The sequence below is a fragment of the Micromonospora sp. IBHARD003 genome (assembly GCF_056106285.1).
This window is the reverse complement of record NZ_JBWBBX010000001.1, coordinates 6,533,068-6,551,033: the sequence shown is the minus strand read 5'-3', so window position 1 is coordinate 6,551,033 and position 17,966 is coordinate 6,533,068. Positions and strand designations below refer to the sequence as shown.

Below are 17,966 nucleotides of genomic sequence, written 5' to 3'. Positions count from 1 at the left end.
CTCCCTCGCTACGGGCCGTGGACGGCCTCAGTCCGACAGGCGGGCCAGGATCAGCGGACCGAGGTCCGTGACATCGCCGGCGCCCATGGTGAGAACGAGATCACCGGGCCGGGCCATTCCCGCGATCACCCCGGGGACGGCCGCCTTGTCGTGGACCGGGGTCACCCGGGCGCCCGCGGCGGTCGCGGCGTCGGTGATCAGGGCGCTGGTGACACCCGGGATCGGGTCCTCGCGGGCGGGGTAGATGTCGAGGACCACGGAGGCGTCGGCAAGGGCGAGCGCCTGTCCCATCTCGGTGCCGAGCTCCTGGGTGCGGGAGAAGAGGTGGGGCTGGAAGACCACGAGCAGCCTGCGGTCGCCCGCGGCGGCGCGCATGGCCTCCAGGTCGGCGGTCATCTCGGTGGGGTGGTGTGCGTACGAGTCGATGACCTGGACGCCCGCGGCCTCGCCCTTGAGCTGGAGGCGGCGGCCCACACCGGTGTAGGCGGTGAGCGCGGCGGCCAGCCCGGCGGGGTCGATGCCCGTGCGGACGCCTGCGGCGAGCGCGGCGGCGGCGTTGTGGGCGTAGTGGCGGCCGGGGACGGAGACGGTGAAGGTGATCTCGCGGCCCGCCCCGGGGCTCTGGGCGAGTGAGGCCCCGGCGAGGGAGACGGTGACCTCGCTGGCCATACCGTTCGGCTTGATCTCGAGGATCCGCAGGTCGGCGGCCTCGTCCTCGCCGACCCGCACGATGGTCAGGTCCTCGCGCGCGCCGACACGGGTGGCCAGCTCCCGGGCGCCGGAGTGCTCGCCGACGACCAGGGTGCCGCCCTGCGGGATCTTGGCGACGAACGCCTCGAAGGACTCGTGGATCTCGTCCATGGAGGCGTAGTTGGCGTGGTGGTCGAGCTCGACGTTGAGGACGATCGCGACATCGGGGTCGTACTTCTGGAAGCTGCGGTCGCTCTCATCGGCCTCGGCGACGAAGAGCTCGCCCTCGCCGTGCCGGGCGTTCGTGCCGGGACCCGCGAGGTCACCGCCGATCGCGTACGAGGGGTCGAGACCCAGCTCGCTCAGCGCGACGGCCAGCATCGAGGTCGTGGTGGTCTTGCCGTGGGTGCCGGCGACGGCGATGGTGCGGGCGCCGCGCATGAGGGAGGCCAGGGCGTCGGAGCGGTGCACGACCGGCACGCCCAGCTCGGCGGCACGGGCCAGCTCGGGGTTGTCGGCGCGGATGGCGCTGGAGACGACGACGCAGGAGGCGTCGTCCGCGAGGTGCTCGGTGGCGTGTCCGATGTGAACGGTCACACCGAGTGCGCGCAGGGCTTCGGCGGTCGCCGAGTCCTTGGAGTCACTTCCCGCGACCTTCGCGCCCCGCTGGGCGAGGATCTTGGCGATCCCGGACATTCCGGCGCCGCCGATGCCGATGAAGTGCGGCCGTTCCATGGCGTGGGGGATGCCGGGTGCCATCTGTGTGTCTCCCAGAGTGCGACGTCGTACGAGGCCCCCCAGCCTATTCGCTGTGGGCGAAGAGCTTGAGCACCGGTACGCCGACCTTGTGCCGGGCCCGTGAGGCCCAGTCGCGGTGGAAGAACTCCTCCACGTAGTGCGGTGCGGTGAGCACGATCACCTCGTCGGCCCCGGACTCGTCCACGACGGTCTTCAGCTTGTCCAGCGGATGGTTTTCGACGACCTGTCCGACGGCCTCGCTGCCGGCCGCGCGCAGGGCCGCCAGCGAGCGCTCGAGTGCGAGCTCGGCGGGCTTTCTCGCCTCATTGCCCTCGGGCTCGTCCCCCTCCCGGACGGCCTCCTTGAGCTCGCCCATGGCAACGTCGTCGATGGCGCGCAGCAGCAGGTCCGCCTGGTCACCGCGCGGCTGCATGAGCACGATGAACGAGACGGCCTCGTCCCCGTGCAGGGTGGTGACGAAGTCCACGTCGACGGACGTGAGGGGCTTCTCGATCATCAATACGCTGGTGAACACGTCGGGCGCCCTTCTGCGGAAACCATCCTTCCCCGTGTATGCACGGGGTTCGTGAGTAATAGTGCCCACCCGGGGCAAACCGGAACGAACAACGCCCACCGTCTGCCACGACCGTCGGTCACACCCGACGGTAGCGGGTGAACAGATACCCGTCCTCCTCCAGTAGCGATGCCAGTCCGAAGCGTTCCGGGACGGCCACCGACGGACCTCCGGCGATCCGCTGGGCGTCGCCCGCGGTCAGCATCGGCGACACGGTCAGACAGAGCTCGTCCAGTACTCCGGACGCGACGAACTGGCCCAGCAGCCGCGGCCCGCCCTCGGTGAGCAGCCTCGTCATTCCGCGGTCGGCCAGGGCTCGCACGGCTCGGACGGGGTCGACGCCCGGACCGTCGCCCGCGATCAGCACCTCCACCCCCGCCTTCCGTGCTTCCGCGATCCGGTCGGGGGCGGCCGCGGCCCCGGTCAGCACCAGGGTCGGCGCCGGCGGAGAGACGTAGAGGGGCAGGGTGAAGTCCAGGTCGAGGCTCGCGCTGATCACGGCGATCGCCGGGGCGGGCCCCTGCCCGGCCGCGGCCCGCCGCTCGGCGAAGACGTCCCGGGCCCGGGTGGGACGGTAGCCCTCCTGGCGTACCGTTTCCGCCCCGACGACCACCGCGTCGGCCAGCGCCCGCAGGGTGCCGAAGATCCGCATGTCCGTGCCGGAGGACAGCGGCTGCGAGTGCCCCCCGTGCTGGGCCGCACCGTCCAGGGACGCGACCATGTTGGCCCGCAGCCACACCCGGTCACCGCCGGAGCACTCGCCGGGATAGGCGTAGGCGTCGGCGAGCTCGTCGAGGCTCCACTCCCGGTCGGGGGCCGTCGGGTCGGTCACAGGGAACAGGCGTCGCATGCGGTGCAGTCTGGCACGGCCCGTAGAGTGGACGACTGTGTCGACCAGCCCCATAACCCAAGCGGCTCCACTGTCCCTGTGCGCCCGGGAGCCCCACGTCCCCGCCGAGCGTCTGGTCGCGGAGATGGTGCCGCCGCCGCGCTTCGACTCGGTCCGCTTCGACACCTACGTCCCCGACCCGCGGCAGCCCAGCCAGAGCGAAGCGGTCTCGGTACTGAGCTCCTTCGCCGCGGGCCTGGGCGGTGCGCATGCCACGGGGAGCGGCCGACGGCGCTGGTTCGCGAAGAAGCCCGCGGCCCCGGTCGCGCCGCGCGGGGTCTATCTGGACGGCGGCTACGGAGTCGGCAAGACCCATCTGCTGGCCTCGCTGTGGCACGCCACCCCCGCCGAGCCGGCCCTCAAGGCCTTCGGCACCTTCGTCGAGCTGACCAACCTGGTCGGCGCGCTCGGATTCCAGCAGACGGTGAGCACCCTCGGCGGACACCGTCTGCTGTGCATCGACGAATTCGAACTGGACGACCCGGGCGACACGGTGCTGGTGTCGACCCTGCTGGGCAAGCTGGTGGACGCGGGCGTCGCGCTTGCGGCCACGTCCAACACCCTGCCCGGAAAGCTCGGCGAGGGCCGGTTCGCCGCCGTCGACTTCCTGCGCGAGATCCAGGGACTGTCGGCACACTTCAGGCCACTGCGGATCGACGGCGAGGACTATCGCCACCGCGGGCTTCCCGAAGCCCCGCCACCGTTCACGGACAAGCAGGTCACCACGGCGGCACACGCCACCCAGGGTGCCTCGCTCGACGACTTCCCCGCGCTGCTCGAGCATCTCGCACGGGTCCACCCCAGCCGCTACGGAGCGCTCACGGACGGTCTGCGCGCCGTCTGCCTCACCGATGTGCAGGCCGTACCGGACCAGTCGACGGCACTGCGGCTCGTCGTCCTCGCGGACCGGCTCTACGACCGCGAGGTGCCGGTGCTGGCATCGGGGCTCCCCTTCGACCGGCTGTTCAGTGACGACATGCTGAAGGGCGGGTACCGGAAGAAGTACTTCCGGGCCATCTCGCGGCTGACCGCGCTGGCCCGGGACGCCAAGGGCCTCGTCGACCATTAGCTTCCAGTAGGTTGGGCCCAGTTGGAACCGATTCACTGAGTTCGTTGAGAAGGGATCCACCATGGCCACCACGCGTCAGGCACACACCGTCTGGGAAGGCGAGTTGCTCAAGGGCTCGGGCGTCGTCACCTTCGACTCGTCCGGCATCGGCGACTTCCCCGTCTCGTGGCCGTCGCGCGCCGAGCAGGCGAACGGCAAGACCAGCCCCGAGGAGCTGATCGCCGGCGCCCACTCGAGTTGCTTCTCCATGGCCCTCTCCCACGGTCTCAACGGCGCGGGCACCCCGCCCACCCGCCTGGAGACCAAGGCCGAGGTCACCTTCCAGCCCGGTGAGGGCATCACCGGCATCCATCTGACGGTCACCGGCGAGGTCCCCGGCCTCGACGCGGACGGTTTCAAGGCGGCCGCCGAGGAAGCCAAGAAGAACTGCCCGGTGAGCCAGGCACTGGCCGGCACGAACATCACCCTGAGCGCCGACCTGGCGTAGGTCCTGCCCGGGGCGGAGTGGCCCGCATGTCTCCCGTGCCGCACCAGGACACGGGCCCGCATGCGGGTCACGGCTCCCGCCCCGCCCCCCAGGACCTTCGGATGACTTCTGCGATCGAATCCGGCGGTCGAGTCCGAGAAAAAGGGGCGTGTGATGGCGAGCAACGCCGACCGTGACAACGGCGGTCCGCACACCGGAAGGACGAGCGGGGACCGGCACGACAGCACGAGCGGGGACGGGCACGACACCCGGTTCCGGCTTCGCCGGCTGCTCCGCGTCGGGCCCGGTGGCACCGTGGACCTCGCCTCGTACGACACCGGGGCCACGCCGGTCGGTCCCCGGGACAAGCCCGAGGCCCGCGTGGCCGCGGCCGCTCAGGGCGAGCGGCTGGCAGCGGTGCAGGAGCGGCTCTACGCGGCGGGCACCGGCGGCGACCGGCGGCGCGTCCTGCTGGTGCTCCAGGGCATGGACACCAGCGGCAAGGGCGGCACGGTCAAGCATGTCGTCGGGCAGTTCAACCCGTCCGGCTGCCACATCAAGGCGTTCAAGGCGCCGACTCCGCAGGAGCGGGACCACCCGTTCCTCTGGCGCATCATGCGGGAGTTGCCACCGCCCGGCATGATCGGCATCTTCGACCGCTCGCACTACGAGGACGTGCTGGTCCCGCGGGTGCGTGAGCTGGCGCCGCGGGAGACCGTCCGCCGCCGCTACGACGAGATCAACGACTTCGAGAGCTCGCTCGTCGACGACGGCATCACGGTGGTGAAGGTCTTCCTCCACATCTCTTACGAGGAGCAGCGCCGGCGGCTGCTCGCCCGGCTCGACGACCCCGAGAAGCGCTGGAAGTTCCATCCGGACGACCTCGAGGACCGCGCGCTGTGGCCCGCGTACCAAAAGGCGTACGAGCGGGTACTCGAGCGCTGTTCGACCGTCGCGGCGCCCTGGTACGTCGTCCCCGCGGACCACAAGTGGTACCGGAACTGGGCGGTCGGCCGGCTGCTGCTGGAGTGTCTGGAGGAGCTGGACCCGCGGTATCCGGAACCGGACGTCGATCTGGAGAAGTTCCGCACGACGCTGCTCGAGGGCCACTGATCAGGCCGGTCCTGCCGTTGCCGACGAAAGGCTCTGCCGGCGCTCCGCGGGTACGAGGAGCGGCCCCGGTCATCCATCGATGACCGGGGCCGCTCTTCGGCCTGCTGCGCCTCAGCCGTGCTGCTGCGATGCGCCGCCGTCACCACCGGCACCGGCGTCACCACCGTCATCACCAGCACCGGCGTCACCGCCGCCACCGTGGCCGGGGTCCGCACCGGCATTGGCGTTGGCGTCGCCGTCACCGGCACCCGCGTTCGCAGCACCACCGTCACCGGCACCCGCGTTCGCAGCACCACCGTTGTCACCGCCGCCATCACCGGCACCCGCGTTCGCAGCACCACCGTCACCGGCACCCGCGTTCGCAGCACCACCGTCACCGGCACCGGCGTTCGCCGCGCCGCCGTTGTCACCGCCGCCGTTACCGGCACCGATCTGGGCGCCGACCGCCTGCAGTGCCGTGGTCACGGGCTGGAAGAAGGTCTCACCGCCCTGCTTGCAGTCACCGCTGCCGCCCGAGGTGAGCCCGATCGCGTCACCCTCCCTGGTGAACAGCGCACCACCGCTGTCCCCGGGCTCCGCGCACACATTGGTCTGGATCAGCCCGGAGACGGTGCCCTCCGGGTAGTTCACGGTCGCGTTGAGACCGGTGACCTGGCCGTCGTTCAGCCCCGTGGTGCTGCCCATGCGGATGACTTCCTGGCCGACGGCCGCGTCGGCCGCCTGCCGGATCTCCACCTGCTGGCCGTTGCCCACGTCGACCGTGCTCGGCGCCTGGGTGTTCGGGTCGTCGTAGGTGACGAGCGCGAAGTCGCCCTGACCGGGGAAGACCGCCTCCTGGACCGTGCCGATCGGCGCACCGCCCTGCTGGTCGGACCACTTCTCGGCCGCGACACCGCAGTGGCCCGCGGTGAGGAAGCCGGGCTGTCCGTTCTGGGTGGTGACGTTGAAGCCCAGCGAGCAGCGTGAACCGCCGCCGAAGATGGCGTCGCCGCCCTCGACGAAGGGCTTGAACACACCGGAGGACTTCTTGATCCGGGCCATGCCGTCGCCGAGTGAGCCGACCGCCGACTCCAGCTTGTCCCACCGTGCGCCCTTGACCGTACGGTCCGCGGTCACGAGGACCTGGTTGGTACGCGGGTCGATGGCCCAGGCCGTGCCCGGCACAGCGGCCTTCTGTGACAGCGAGTCGGTGGCCGACTTGAGCGAGGCGACGCTGTTCCGCACGCTCCTGACGACCGCTCCGGCCTTCCTGACCTTGGCGTTCGCATTGCTGTCGTCGCCCGCGACATTGACGACGAGTTGCTTCTTCCCCGCGTCGTAGTAGGCGCCGCCGTAGGACTCACCGAGCTGCTTTCCCAGCTGCTGCAGCAGCTCCGACGCGGATGCGGCGCTCATCTTCCTGGGTGCGTCCGGCTGCTCCCCCTCGCCGGACTGCGAAGCGTTGGCATTCGGCAGCAGTACAGCCGCTGCGGCGATGCCCACCGCCCCGGCTCCAGCGAGAATGGCATTCCGCTTGGGTATTCGCCTGTGACTCAACTCTTCGCCTCCTGGGGGTATTACGGACTGCGGTCGCCGAGGGGGGCGACCGGGGACGCGTCCGGCCATTCATACGGATGGAGGCAGCGGTTCCGTTCATCATCGCGTCCAGAAAATCTTTTTGACGATGCGTCAGGGTGAGCTCTTCAGGACATCGACGGTTGATCGTAGATTTTCCGCGAGTGACCGTTTTTGTACGCCGATTGAAGGCGCCTCCGAGGCGGCAGTGCTCTCGGCAGTGCTCCCCGGAACAGATGCGCCTGTGTCCGGACCCCGGCCGGGATCCGGACACAGGCGTGCTCAGACGTCGGCATCGCGTGCCTTGTCGAGGAGGGCCGGCTCCTCCCCGGTCAGGCGAAGGGCACCGGCCGCGATGACCGACCGCCCGCGGCCCGGCTCACTGGGAGGTGGGCTTGTGCGGCGCCGCTTCGCTGGGCCTGACGATCACGAATCCCTCGCCCTGGAGCATCAGCTGGACCGCCTCGCCCGAGCCGCCGCGGATCATCGAACCGAAGGACTGCGAGCGGTGCAGCGATGTGGTCAGCCTGTCGCTCCAGCCCACCACCGCGTCGGTGTCGACGTACACCGGCTGCTGCGCGGTGACCGGTATGACGATGGGGTTGCCCTCGCAGATGACGCCGAGCTTGCCGTATCCGGAGAAGACGCTGTTGAACAGGCCGCCGCCGGTCATCCCGGCACCCTTCACGGTCTTGATCTCGTAGGAGAGCGTCGAGTCGAAGCAGAGGACGTTGCGTCCGTTGATGGTGAGCGCGTCGCCCTGCTCGATGTCGACGACGAAGCAGTTCGCAGCCTCGTGTGCGAACCAGGCTTCCCCCTGACCGCGGACGGTCATCAGCGGAAGTCCCTCGCCCGTGACGGCGCGCTTGAGCATGCCGCCTATGCCCTGGCCCTTGCGTTCGAACTGGAGATCGCCGCGGAAGGCGATCATCGAACCCTGCCTCGCCAGCATCTCCCCGCTGACCGCGTACTTGATCGATTTGGCGTTCTGGAGGCTCATCCCGGGGACGGTGGCCGGCTGCGCCAGGTACTCGCCGGCAAAGAGGTCGCTCTTCATGACGGGCATCGTGCCCCGGAGGTTCTCGTTCCGCCAAGGAGTACGGGGAGTACGTTTTCCGTGGCTGGCAAACTGGGCAAGGTGACCCGCACCGACAGTTCCTCCCCCTCCTCCGCCGGCCTCTCCGCCGGCTCCCCGGCGGACTCCGCCGACGAGCCCTCCCGCGGTTCCTCCGCCGCTTCCGCCGACAGCCCGTTCCGCCACGAGCGGACCGCGCGCGACGAGGCCCCGCAGTTCGTGCTGCCGCTGGTGGTCCGGATCGAGAAGACCGATCCTCCGTCCCGTACCGACGCGTTGGAGACCGCGGCACGCGCCGTGCTCGTGCTGCTTTCCGACGAGCGCTCGCTCGGCGACGGGGCGTGGGCACAGGCCGTGAGGGACTGGCAGGACGCCCGGATCCGCAAGGTGGTGCGCCGTGCGCGCGGCGCGGAGTGGCGCAAGGCATCGGCACTGCCCGGGATCACGGTGACGGGCGAGCACGCGGAGGTACGGGTCTTCCCGCCGGTGCCGCTGGACGGCTGGCCCAGGGAACTGGTGAAACTCCAGGTGTCCGGCACAGAGCTCGACGACCCCGAGGTCCCCGTGGATCCGGAGGTCCCCGTGCATCCGGAGGGCGCACAGGATGCGCAGGACCCGCAGGAGCCGCGCCCGGCGGAAGCGTCCGATCCAGGCCGGGCCGTGATCTGGCTCAACCCCGGGCTGCGGATGTCGACCGGCAAGGAGATGGCCCAGGTCGGTCACGGAGCCCAGCTGCTGTGGTGGGACATGGACGAGCCCGAGCGTGCGGCCTGGCACGCTGCGGGATTCCCGCTTGCCGTACGGACGGCACCGCCCGGCCGCTGGGCCGCACTCACCGCAAGCGGCCTGCCGACCGTACGCGACGCGGGTTTCACCGAGATCGCCCCGGGCTCGGTCACGGTCGTGGCCGGACATCCGGTGCGCGGGCGAAGCCCCGAAAGCTGAAGACGGTTTGAACACGGCGCCTTCCCGCTGCGTACTTCCCAGTAATGCGAAGTAGGTTGCAGCGCCGCTTCGGCCCGAGAGCCGGTGCGGCATGTGCACAACTGCTGGGGAGGAACACTTGCTGCGGCGCATCAACGGGACGGCACTCATCATCGGGGCGCTGGTCGCAACGGTGGGCGCGCTCGCGTTCCCCGTATGGTCCTACGCCGACCGCTCGGGCACGGGGCAGGCCAATCTGAACGCGTCAGCCGTGGCGACCCAGTGGGGCCCGCTGTCGGCGACCGACCGCGACTTCCTGGTCAAGGTGCGCCTGGCCGGTCTGTGGGAGCTGCCCGCCGGCCAGCAGGCCATCGAGCGCGCGCCGAGCAAGGCCATCAAGGACGCGGGTGACCATCTCGTCGTCGGCCACACCGATCTGGACCAGCGAGCCCGCGATGTCGCGGCGAAGCTCGGCGTCGAGCTGCCGAACCAGCCCAACGAGCAGCAGCAGGGCTGGCTGAAGGAGCTGTCCGCGGCGAGCGGTCAGGAGTACGAGTACAAGTTCGCGAACCTGCTGCGCAATGCGCACGGCAAGGTCTTCGCGCTGGTCGCCCAGGTCCGGCACACCACCCGCAACGTCCTGATCCGGCAGCTCGCGACCGATACCAACCAGACGGTGCTGGACCACATCACCATGCTGGAGGGCACCGGCAAGGTGGACTTCGACGCGATCGCCAACGAGGCGGCGACCGGAGTGACGGCCAGCCCGACGGGCCCGCCGCCGCCGGACGGCAACCTCCCGCCGGCTCCGTCCCCGGTCTCTCCGCAGGACCCCGGGCAGGCCACATCCCGCCCCTCGACCCAGCCCGGCGCGCCGACTGCGGTCAACACCAACCGGCCGGCACCCGGGGGCCAGCAGTAGCCCTGCGGTGGCAGGACTCGTCGGCCGGACTCGTCCGGAACCTCAAATGAAGCTCTGAACGTCCCCTCCTCTGGATTCGGCCAGGCTTGGCCGGGCCATGACCCCTGCACACGCAGAGGAGGGGACCCGTGAAAAGGATCGAAAGGCTCGGCACCGGCATCGGCTGGCGCCCGGAGATCGCCGACACCGTGGAACGACTGCCCGGAGTCGACTGGGTCGAGGTCGTGGCGGAGAACGTCTGCCCCGGGCACCTGCCGGACTCCCTCGTACGGCTGAGGGAGCGTGGTGTCACGGTCGTCCCGCACGGAGTGGCACTGGGCCTCGGCGGGGCGGAGCGGCCCGACCCGGCACGCCTGACGGCGCTCGCCGAGCGGGCCGAGGCGCTCGGGTCGCCACTGGTGACCGAGCACATCGCGTTCGTCCGCGCGGGCGGTCCGCTCACGGCCTCCCCCGGCCTGGAGGCCGGGCATCTGCTTCCCGTCCCGCGCACCCGGGACGCCCTGGCCGTGCTCTGTGAGAACGTCCGCATCGCCCAGGACGCCCTCCCGGTGCCGCTGGCGCTGGAGAACATCGCCGCGCTCATCTCGTGGCCCGACGACGAGCTGACGGAGGGCCAGTTCCTCGCCGAACTCGTCGAGCGCACAGGCGTACGGCTCCTGATCGACGTCGCCAACCTCCACACCAACCGTGTCAACCGCGGCGAGGACCCGCTGGCCGCCCTCGACCGGCTTCCCGTCGAGGCGATCGCGTACGTCCACGTCGCCGGCGGCGTGGAGCGCGACGGCGTCTGGCACGACACCCACGCCCATCCGGTGTCCCGCCCCGTCCTCGACATCCTGGCGGAGCTGCGGCGGCGCACCGACCCGCCGGGCGTGCTGCTGGAGCGTGACGACGACTTCCCGGAGGCCGGGGAGCTCGCGGCGGAGTTGACGGCGATCAGGCGCACCCTGGACGCCGCAGCTCCCTCGTCGCCGTCCGCAGCCCCGTCGTCGCCGTCTCCCGCTCTGACCGAGGGCGGTTCGTCCGCCGAAGGCACCACCGGTGCGACTGCCGGCACGGCCACCGGCACGGCCGTCGAAGGGGCCACCGGAGGTCCGGCCGAAGGGACCGGCACCGCGGCGGCGGCGCGCGAGCGGATCGCGCTGGCCCAGTCCGCGCTGCTGTCCGCACTGGTCGCGGGGACGCCCGTACCGGAAGGATTCGACGCACGGCGCCTGAGGGTGCAGAGTCGCGCGCTCGCCGCCAAGCGGGCCGACGTGGTGGCGAAGGTGGCGCCGGAGCTGCCGGAGATCCTCGGCAGCGGCTACCGGTCCTCGTTCCTGAAGTACACGCAGGGCCGGCCCATGCGGGGCGGATACCGCAGGGAGGCCCTGGACTTCGCCGAGCATCTGCTGATCGCGGGCCTGCCGCAGGATGCGGGCGCGCGCCGGCGACTGACCCAGTGGTGGCAGGACCGCGCGGGGGCCCGGCCGCCCCGCCGTGCGACCCGGATCGTACGGGCGGCCCGTGCCGCCCTCGTCAGGAGCTGATCACCGTGCTGAACATCCTTGCCCTACTGGTGAACGCCGCCGTGGCGGTCTCGTCGGTGCTGCTGATCCGGGGACTGTCGGCGGCCGGCCGCCGAGGCAGCGGCGGCGCGGCCGTGCACGACGTCATGGAGGCCGCGTTCCTCAATGGTGGACCGGCCAGGGTCGTCGACACGGCGCTGGCCGCCATGGCCTCCGACGGCCGGATCGCCGTCGGCGGTCCCGGAATCGTCGCGGTGCACCGGCCCGTGGCGCACGACCCGGTGGAGCGAGCCGTGATCCAGGAGGCCTCCGCCGCACCACACGGGGCGCTCCACACCCTGCGGCTGGGCGTGATGCGCAGCCCCGCCGTGCAGGAGATCGGTGACGGGCTCGCGGCACGGGGGCTGATGGCGGAACCCCACGTGCTGCGCACCTGGCGGCGCCGGGCCATCGCCCAGACGATCTGCTGCTTCCTGCTGCTACCGGTCTCGATCGTGCTGACGGTGGTCCAGTACATGGCCGTCGAGGGGTACGCGGACTTCTCCCTGCCCTTCTTCGTGAAGATCCTGCCCGCGTTCCTGGGGGGCTTCGTCATCGGGATCGTGTGCTCGGCACGTGCGGGCAACAAGGTGACCCCTTCGGGCAGGCGGGCCGCGTCCGAGTACCGCCGGTCCTTCGGTCACGCCAACGACGCCGCCCATCTGGTCGCGCTGAACGGTCTGCGCGCGCTGCCCGACCCCGTGCTCCAGGCACAGTTGGCGGCAGCCGCCCGGATGGTTCGCACCGGGCAGGCGCGGCCCTCCTCCACCGGCTCGCACGACGCGGCGCTGCTCCCCGCGGCCGTGATCTGGTGCGCAGGTTCGGCCGCCGACCCGGGCGGATCCGGTGGCGGGGGCTGCGGCGGGGCCGGAGGCGGTTCCTGTGGCGGAAGCGGTGGCTGCAGCGGCGGCTGCGGGGGTTCGTCGGGCGGCGGGGGCTCCGGCTGCGGAAGCAGCTCCGGCGGTGGGTCCAGCTGCGGAAGCAGTTCGAGCTGTGGCGGCGGCTCGAGTTGCGGAAGCAGTTCCAGCTGAATCCGCGCGCGCCGGCCGTGGTGGAAGGGGCTCCGACCACGGCCGGTGCGGGGGCGCCCGCCGCGCGGCCGCCGGTGATGACGCATCGGGGTCATTGACGCCGACACCGAACAGCGGTGCTTTACAAGCCCCACCCCTGCGGTGTCCCTTCGTTCCACGGCGGTACGAAGGGATACACGATGAGAGCACGCGTGTGGTGCGGAGCATTCGGCTCCCTGGTCCTGCCGGCCATCCTCGCCGCACCCGCAGGCGGAGCCACCGCCCCCGGCTCCCCTACTCCGGGCTCCCCCGCCGTGTCCCCGCTCGCCGTCGTCTCCTCGCCGGAGCACCAGGGGACGCTGGTCGCCGCCGCTCGTGCCCGTGCCGCCGGGATCCGCTTCGGTCCCTGCGCCGCCGTCGAGGACCTCCCTCAGTACGTCGAGTGCGGCACGGTCGAGGTGCCGGTCGACTACGCCGACCCTCTGGCCCGCGGGATCCGGCTCACCGTCAGCCGGGTGAAGGCCACCGGCACCCCCGCCCAGCGCCAGGGCTCACTCGTCTACAACCCCGGCGGCCCGGGCGGCTCGGCCATGTACTTCCCCAAGGCCTCCCGCTGGCCCGAGTGGAAGAAGATCGCCGAGGCCTATGACCTGGTCGGCTACGCCCCCCGCGGAGTGGGCCGGTCCGCTCCGCTGTCCTGCCAGGATCCGGCGGACTTCACCAAGGCGCCCACGCAGGCCCCCGTCGAGCCCTCCGAGTCGTACAAACTGGAGCGGATCGCCCGCGCGAAGGCCTACGCCCGGGGCTGCGCCCGTAACGGCGGCGCGTATCTGCGGCACATCCACTCCCTCAACAACGCCCGCGACCTCGAGGTGCTGCGGGCGGCGCTCCACGAGGACCGGCTGACCTACGCCGGTTCCTCGTACGGCACCTATCTGGGCTCGCTGCACGCCGTGCTCTTCCCCCGGCATGTGCGGCGCATGGTGCTCGACTCCGCCGTGGACCCCTCCCCGCACAAGATCTGGTACCACAGCAATCTCGAGCAGTCGCTGGCCTTCGAGCGCCGCTGGGCGGACTTCCGCGCGTGGGTCGCCCGGCACCACGCGGTCTACGGCCTGGGGGAGACGGCCGCGGAGGTCCAGCGGAGCTACGAGCTGGCCCGGGCCCGCCTCGCCCATGAGCCGGCGGGCGGGAAGGTGGGGCCGGGACAACTGCGTTCGGCATTTCTGCAGGCCGCCTACTTCGACGACTACTGGCCGCGGCGGGCTGCCGCGCTCGCGCAGTATCTGAAGGGCGACGCGCGTCCGCTCATCGCCCTCGCGGCGCCGGATCCCGGGGAGGCGCAGGAGGAGGAGAACGGAAACGCGGTCTACACGGCCGTCGAGTGCAACGACGCGCCCTGGCCGACGGACTGGAAGGTGTGGAACCGCGACAACACGGCGCTGGCGCGCCTGGCGCCGTTCGAGACCTGGGCCAATGTGTGGATGAACCTGCCGTGTGCGTACTGGTCCGCGCCCAGGCAGCGGCCGCTCGATGTGCGCGCGGCGCCCGGCGTGCTGCCGCCGCTGCTGATCCTGGCGGCCGAGCGGGACGCGGCGACGCCCTACCGCGGGTCACTGGAGCTGCACCGGCGGCTGGGCGGCTCGGTGCTGGTCACCGAGCGGGACGCCGGTTCGCACGGCATCGCGGGGGGCGCCAACGCCTGTGTCAACGGCCATATGGAGGCGTATCTGCTGGAGGGCAGGACGCCGGTGCGGCGCGCGTCATGCGCGCCGCACCCGCAGCCGGACCCGGTGTCTTTGGAGCAGCGGGCCGCAGAACGCGAGCGCAGTCTGCCGCCTGCTGTCTGATCTTCCGGGTCAAAGGGGGCGGGCCGTCCACACCGAAGGGGAGACGGTCCGCCCCAGGGGTTTCTGATGGATCTCCGTGGAGGAAGGAGCGGCGTCCGGTGCGTGCTCTCGGCGTGCCGGCCGGAAGCCCTCGTACTGGACGTACTTGGGCTTTCGGCCGGTGCGTCGAGAATGAGTGCCGGGCGTCGCGACGCCACGGAGATCCGTCAGAAGCCCCCTAGGTCCAGGCCGGGTCGTGGACGGCCTCAGGCCAGTCCGGCCACCAGATCCGCGACGCTCTTGCGCCGTCCGGTGTAGAAGGGGACTTCCTCACGGACGTGCATCCGGGCCTCGGAGCCGCGCAGATGGCGCATCAGATCGACGATGCGGTAGAGCTCGTCGGCCTCGAAGGCAAGGAGCCACTCGTAGTCGCCGAGGGAGAACGAGGCGACCGTGTTCGCCCGCACGTCCGGGAAACCACGGGCCATCTTGCCGTGGTCCGCGAGCATACGGCGGCGGTCCTCGTCAGGCAGCAGGTACCAGTCGTACGAGCGCACGAACGGGTACACCGAGACGTAGTTGCGCGGTGTCTCGTCGGCGAGGAACGCCGGGATGTGCGACTTGTTGAACTCCGCGGGGCGGTGCAGCGCCATGTTCGACCACACCGGCTCCAGCGCGCGGCCCAGGCGCGTACGGCGGAAGAGGTTGTACGCCTCCTGGAGCTGGTCCGCGGTCTCCGCGTGCCACCAGATCATCACATCGGCGTCGGCGCGCAGTCCGGACAGGTCGTACGTCCCGCGGACGGTGACGTCCTTGGCGGCGAGCTGGTCGAACAGCTCCTGGACCTCGTCGGCGTAACCGGCCCGGTCCTCGGGCAGTACGTCGCGCAGCCGGAAGACCGACCACAAGGTGTAGCGGATGACCTCGTTGAGGTCCTTCGCCTTCTTACCGGCGTTCGGGATCTTTTCGGGCGCAGTCATAGGCCTATTCTCGCCCGTCCCGGACAGTGCCCCGTACCAGGGGTGCCGTGGCGATGATCTCCTCCGCCGCGCGCCTGCCGCTGCCGATGCAGGCGGGGATGCCCACACCGTCGTAGACCGCCCCGCACACCCGCAGCCCGGGGAGCTCGGCCACCGCGTCGCGGATGCGGGCGACCCTGTCCAGATGCCCGACCGGGTACTGCGGCAGACCGTCGATCCAGCGGGTGACCTCGCTGGCGACCGGTCTGGCGGTCAGCCCGGTGGCCGCGCCGAGGTCGGTCAGCGAGACGTCGACGAGCTCGGAGTCCTCGCGCTGCAGCTGCTCCTCTTCTCCGTAGCGGCCCACCGAGGTGCGCAGCAGGAAGAGGTCCGGCGCCCCTTCGGTCACCCAGCTCCACTTCTGTGCCGAGAAGGTGGACGCCTTGATCGTGCGGCCGTCGACGGGCGGGACGAGGAAGCCGGACCCGTCCGGGAGCTGTCCGGCCAGGTCGGAACGGCGGAAGGCGAGGGTGACCAGCGCCATCGACGCGTACTCGACGGCGGCGAGCCCGGCGGAGGCCGCCGGGGACTCGGCGGCGAGCAGCGCGGAGGCCGCCCAGGCGGGGGCGGCGAGCACCACCGCGTCGGCCGTCAGCTGCCGGGTGTCGGTGCGGATCAGCCAGTGGTCGGTGCCGCGGGTCAGGCCGAGCACCGGGGCCTCGGTCAGGATCTCCCCTCCCCCGGCCCGTACGGCGTCGGCGACGGCGAGCGGCAGGGTGCCGATGCCGCCCTCGATGCCCATGAAGACGGGGCCGGTCTCCTCGCGCAGTGCGGCCCGGCGCTGGATCTCGCGCACACCGTCCTGCAGCGAGCCATGGGCGGCCCTGGCCGCTTCGAAGAGCTGGGGGACGGCGGCGCGCATGGAGATGCGGTACGCGTCGCCCGCGTACACCCCACCGAGGAGCGGCTCCACCAGCCGGTCCACGACCTCGCGGCCGAGACGTTCGGCGACGAAGGCGCCGACGGCCACATCGTCGGGGAGTTCGACCGGGGGCAGTCCGCGCTCGTGCTCGATCCGGGCGATTCCCTCGGTCGTGAGCAGTCCGGTCAGGGCGTCGGCGCTGCCCGGCACACCCATCACATGCCCCTTGGGCATCGGGCGCAGCGCGCCGCGTGTCCACACGGACGCGGTGGCCGTGGCCGGCGGCTGCAGACGGTCGGCGAGGCCGACCGCCCGCGCGAGGTCCACGCCCTCCGGGCGGCGGGCCAGCATCGACTCGGCGCCGAAGTCGACGGGGGCACCGGCGATCTCGCCCGCCTGGAGCTTGCCGCCGAGCTGGGAGGCCGCCTCCAGCAGGGTCACGCGGACCCCTGCGGCGATCAGCCGGTGCGCGGCGGCGAGCCCGGAGATCCCGCCGCCGATGACGACGACATGGGCCGGCTCCCCCGCACGTGTGTCCGCGTTCATGCGTCCACTCTGTCAGACCGCCCGCCACCGCCCGTAACGAGTCCTGACCGTGACCGCTTCGGGACCGGAAACCGGCAACCCCCTCCCCCGTCCGGGGCGTCGAACCGTCAGTCATCCACCACCACCCCTTGGGGGGAACGACATGCGTGTACGGCGTCATGGGTTCGCCGCGGCTCTGCTGACCGTCTCACTCGCGCTCGCGGGCTGCGGTGCGTCCGACAGCGCGTCCACAGCGGACGCGAAGTCGGCGGCCGGGGCGGGCGCGCCCGATGCGGGAGGCAGGAACGGCCCGGCGGCCGGGTCCGGATACACGGCGGAGAAGCCCGCCGGCGGCCCGCAGCAGAGCGGGGCGGCGAAAAAGCCGGTGGCCGCGGGGACTCACATCATCCGCACGGCCGAGCTGTCGGTGGAGGTGAAGGACGCCACCAAGGCGCTGGCGCGGATCCGCACGACCGTCGAGACGGCGGGTGGCCATGTCGCGGGCGAGACCACCGAGCGCATCGACGACACCCATGTGAACTCGCGCATCGTGCTGCGGGTTCCCCAGGATCGGTACGCCTCACTGCTCACCGAACTCGAGGGTTCGGGGAAGCTGCTCTCCCGCAAGGCGGACGCCAAGGACGTCACCGACCAGGTCGTCGACGTGGAGAGCCGGATCGCCACCCAGCGGGCGAGCGTGGCACGGGTGCGGGCCCTGATGGACCGGGCGGACAAGCTCGCCGATGTCGTCACGCTGGAAGGCGAGTTGAGCAGGCGCCAGTCCGAGCTGGAGTCCCTGCTGGCCCAGCAGGCGTCGCTCAAGGACCGTACGACGATGGCGACGATCACCCTGGAGCTGTCCGAACGGGAGCGCACGGCACGCGCCGAGGAGGACGACCCCGGGTTCCTGGACGCCCTCGGGGGCGGCTGGGACGCCCTGGTGTCGGCTCTGCGGTGGATCGCGCTGGTCCTCGGTGCGGTGGCGCCCTTCGCCGCCCTGATCGCGGTGCTGTACGCGCTGTGGCGGTGGCTGGTCCGGCCGCTCCGGCGGCGCGGTACCGCTCCCGCCCCGGCTCAGGCGGCCGATCCCGCTCAGGCGCCCGCCACGGCGGCCTCGGTGCCGGAGCAGCCGGCGGCGTCCGCGGGCGAGCAGCACTGAA

Annotated in this window: 16 protein-coding genes and 1 pseudogene; 10 read left to right on the top strand and 7 right to left on the bottom strand. The window is 71.5% G+C overall.

Translation table 11 applies throughout. From position 1 onward, the window contains the following. Positions 1-27: 27 nt before the first annotated feature. From murC to ACTWOL_RS28815, 3 genes are all read right to left on the bottom strand, one after another. A complete protein-coding gene (gene murC / locus ACTWOL_RS28825) occupies positions 28-1,449 on the bottom strand; it encodes a UDP-N-acetylmuramate--L-alanine ligase (protein ID WP_474299736.1) in 1,422 nt (473 codons plus the stop codon). A 43-nt stretch (positions 1,450-1,492) separates the two neighbouring features. Beyond that, complete coding sequence (locus tag ACTWOL_RS28820; protein WP_474299735.1) at positions 1,493-1,945, bottom strand: hypothetical protein; 453 nt, start codon at positions 1,943-1,945, stop codon at positions 1,493-1,495. A 136-nt stretch (positions 1,946-2,081) separates the two neighbouring features. Further along, on the bottom strand, positions 2,082-2,852 hold the full coding sequence (locus tag ACTWOL_RS28815; RefSeq protein ID WP_474299734.1) for a pyrimidine reductase family protein: 771 nt from the start codon (positions 2,850-2,852) through the stop codon (positions 2,082-2,084). A 37-nt stretch (positions 2,853-2,889) separates the two neighbouring features. Here ACTWOL_RS28815 and zapE point away from each other — a divergent pair, with 37 nt between their 5' ends. From zapE to ACTWOL_RS28800, 3 genes are all read left to right on the top strand, one after another. Continuing rightward, the gene (gene zapE, locus ACTWOL_RS28810) at positions 2,890-3,960 is read left to right on the top strand and encodes a cell division protein ZapE (protein WP_474299733.1); all 1,071 of its coding nucleotides are present in this window, start codon (positions 2,890-2,892) and stop codon (positions 3,958-3,960) included. 61 nt (positions 3,961-4,021) lie between these two features. Continuing rightward, on the top strand, positions 4,022-4,447 hold the full coding sequence (locus ACTWOL_RS28805; protein ID WP_474299732.1) for an OsmC family protein: 426 nt from the start codon (positions 4,022-4,024) through the stop codon (positions 4,445-4,447). A gap of 153 nt (positions 4,448-4,600) precedes the next feature. Further along, complete coding sequence (locus ACTWOL_RS28800; protein ID WP_474299731.1) at positions 4,601-5,539, top strand: PPK2 family polyphosphate kinase; 939 nt, start codon at positions 4,601-4,603, stop codon at positions 5,537-5,539. Positions 5,540-5,650: 111 nt separating this feature from the next. Here the strand turns inward: ACTWOL_RS28800 and ACTWOL_RS28795 are convergent, their stop codons facing one another. Continuing rightward, positions 5,651-7,021 carry a S1 family peptidase gene (locus ACTWOL_RS28795; protein WP_474299730.1) on the bottom strand — a complete coding sequence of 457 codons (1,371 nt, stop codon included), beginning with the start codon at positions 7,019-7,021 and terminating at the stop codon, positions 5,651-5,653. A gap of 451 nt (positions 7,022-7,472) precedes the next feature. After that, complete coding sequence (locus ACTWOL_RS28790; protein ID WP_474299729.1) at positions 7,473-8,150, bottom strand: AIM24 family protein; 678 nt, start codon at positions 8,148-8,150, stop codon at positions 7,473-7,475. Positions 8,151-8,210: 60 nt separating this feature from the next. Here ACTWOL_RS28790 and ACTWOL_RS28785 point away from each other — a divergent pair, with 60 nt between their 5' ends. From ACTWOL_RS28785 to ACTWOL_RS28760, 6 genes and pseudogenes are all read left to right on the top strand, one after another. Then, positions 8,211-9,113, top strand: coding sequence for a peptidyl-tRNA hydrolase (locus ACTWOL_RS28785; RefSeq protein ID WP_474299728.1), 903 nt, complete (start codon positions 8,211-8,213; stop codon positions 9,111-9,113). A gap of 118 nt (positions 9,114-9,231) precedes the next feature. Continuing rightward, positions 9,232-10,014, top strand: coding sequence for a DUF4142 domain-containing protein (locus ACTWOL_RS28780; protein ID WP_474299727.1), 783 nt, complete (start codon positions 9,232-9,234; stop codon positions 10,012-10,014). 137 nt (positions 10,015-10,151) lie between these two features. Continuing rightward, a pseudogene (locus ACTWOL_RS28775) lies at positions 10,152-10,952 on the top strand (MbnB/TglH/ChrH family RiPP precursor modification enzyme); the annotation flags it as partial. Then, positions 10,941-11,543, top strand: coding sequence for an SCO6045 C-terminal-like domain-containing protein (locus tag ACTWOL_RS28770; protein ID WP_474301280.1), 603 nt, complete (start codon positions 10,941-10,943; stop codon positions 11,541-11,543). The pseudogene ACTWOL_RS28775 and the gene ACTWOL_RS28770, both read left to right, overlap by 12 nt. A gap of 5 nt (positions 11,544-11,548) precedes the next feature. Further along, complete coding sequence (locus tag ACTWOL_RS28765; RefSeq protein ID WP_474299726.1) at positions 11,549-12,592, top strand: TIGR04222 domain-containing membrane protein; 1,044 nt, start codon at positions 11,549-11,551, stop codon at positions 12,590-12,592. Positions 12,593-12,771: 179 nt separating this feature from the next. Continuing rightward, complete coding sequence (locus ACTWOL_RS28760; protein ID WP_474299725.1) at positions 12,772-14,421, top strand: alpha/beta hydrolase; 1,650 nt, start codon at positions 12,772-12,774, stop codon at positions 14,419-14,421. 245 nt (positions 14,422-14,666) lie between these two features. Here ACTWOL_RS28760 and hemQ read toward each other — a convergent pair whose 3' ends face one another. Beyond that, on the bottom strand, positions 14,667-15,380 hold the full coding sequence (gene hemQ / locus ACTWOL_RS28755) for a hydrogen peroxide-dependent heme synthase (RefSeq protein ID WP_474299724.1): 714 nt from the start codon (positions 15,378-15,380) through the stop codon (positions 14,667-14,669). 4 nt (positions 15,381-15,384) lie between these two features. Next, a complete protein-coding gene (gene hemG, locus ACTWOL_RS28750; RefSeq protein WP_474299723.1) occupies positions 15,385-16,827 on the bottom strand; it encodes a protoporphyrinogen oxidase in 1,443 nt (480 codons plus the stop codon). Between the two features lie 142 nt (positions 16,828-16,969). Here hemG and ACTWOL_RS28745 point away from each other — a divergent pair, with 142 nt between their 5' ends. Further along, positions 16,970-17,965 (top strand): DUF4349 domain-containing protein, encoded by a 996-nt coding sequence (locus ACTWOL_RS28745; RefSeq protein ID WP_474299722.1) that lies wholly within the window; start codon positions 16,970-16,972, stop codon positions 17,963-17,965. Position 17,966: the final 1 nt, after the last annotated feature.